We start from the raw sequence: 761 nt of genomic DNA, 5'->3' as shown, positions 1-761 counted from the left end.
GCGCAGCAGGATATTCGCTACTACCTGAACGGCCTGCTGCTGGTGCTCGACGGTCGCAACGTGATCGCCGTGGCCACCGACGGCCACCGCCTGGCGTTCTGCCAGGTCGAGACGGAGCAGGAATTCACGCGCCAGGAAGTCATCATTCCCCGCAAGACGATTATCGAACTGCAACGCCTGCTGGAAGAAAGCGACGAACCGGTCCGGCTCGACATTTCTGCGTCGCAAGTCAAGCTGACGTTCGCCGACATCGAGCTGGTCTCCAAGCTGGTCGAAGGCAAGTTCCCCGACTACACCCGCGTGATTCCAAAGGGATACAAGAACGACTTCACGATCGGGCGCGACGAACTGCTGCGTTCGCTGCAGCGCGCGGCGATCATGACGAGCGACAAATTCAAGGGCGTGCGCTGCATCATCACGCCGGGCAGCATGAAGATCAGCTCGACCAACGCCGACCAGGAAGAAGCGGTCGAAGAACTCGAGATCGATTACGGCGGCGACAGCGTCGATATCGGCTTTAACGTGACGTATCTGCTCGACGTGCTCAACAACCTGAAGTGCGACCAGGTCAACATCTCGCTGGGCGACTCCAATTCGTCGGCGCTGATGTCGATTCCGGAGAACGCGGACTTCAAGTACGTTGTGATGCCGATGCGGATCTAGTCGAGAGTAGCGAAGGAACACGCAACACAGCCACCACATCGGCCTCGCGAATGCGGCGGTCCGGCGGGGCGGGACTTATAGAACGATGGCTCAGAGCA

Annotated in this window: 1 protein-coding gene; it reads left to right on the top strand. The window is 59.5% G+C overall.

The window, feature by feature from the left end; all coding sequences use genetic code 11:
• A partial coding sequence (gene dnaN, locus ACP7BV_RS27495; protein WP_426108086.1) for a DNA polymerase III subunit beta occupies positions 1–663 on the top strand: 663 nt, incomplete at its 5' end.
• Positions 664–761 lie beyond the last annotated feature (98 nt).

Origin of the sequence: Massilia sp. TSP1-1-2 (assembly GCF_049896185.1) — a bacterium.
In the GTDB taxonomy this organism is placed as follows: Bacteria; Pseudomonadota; Gammaproteobacteria; order Burkholderiales; family Burkholderiaceae_D; genus Telluria_A.
This window is presented reverse-complemented; position numbering and strand designations above follow the sequence as displayed.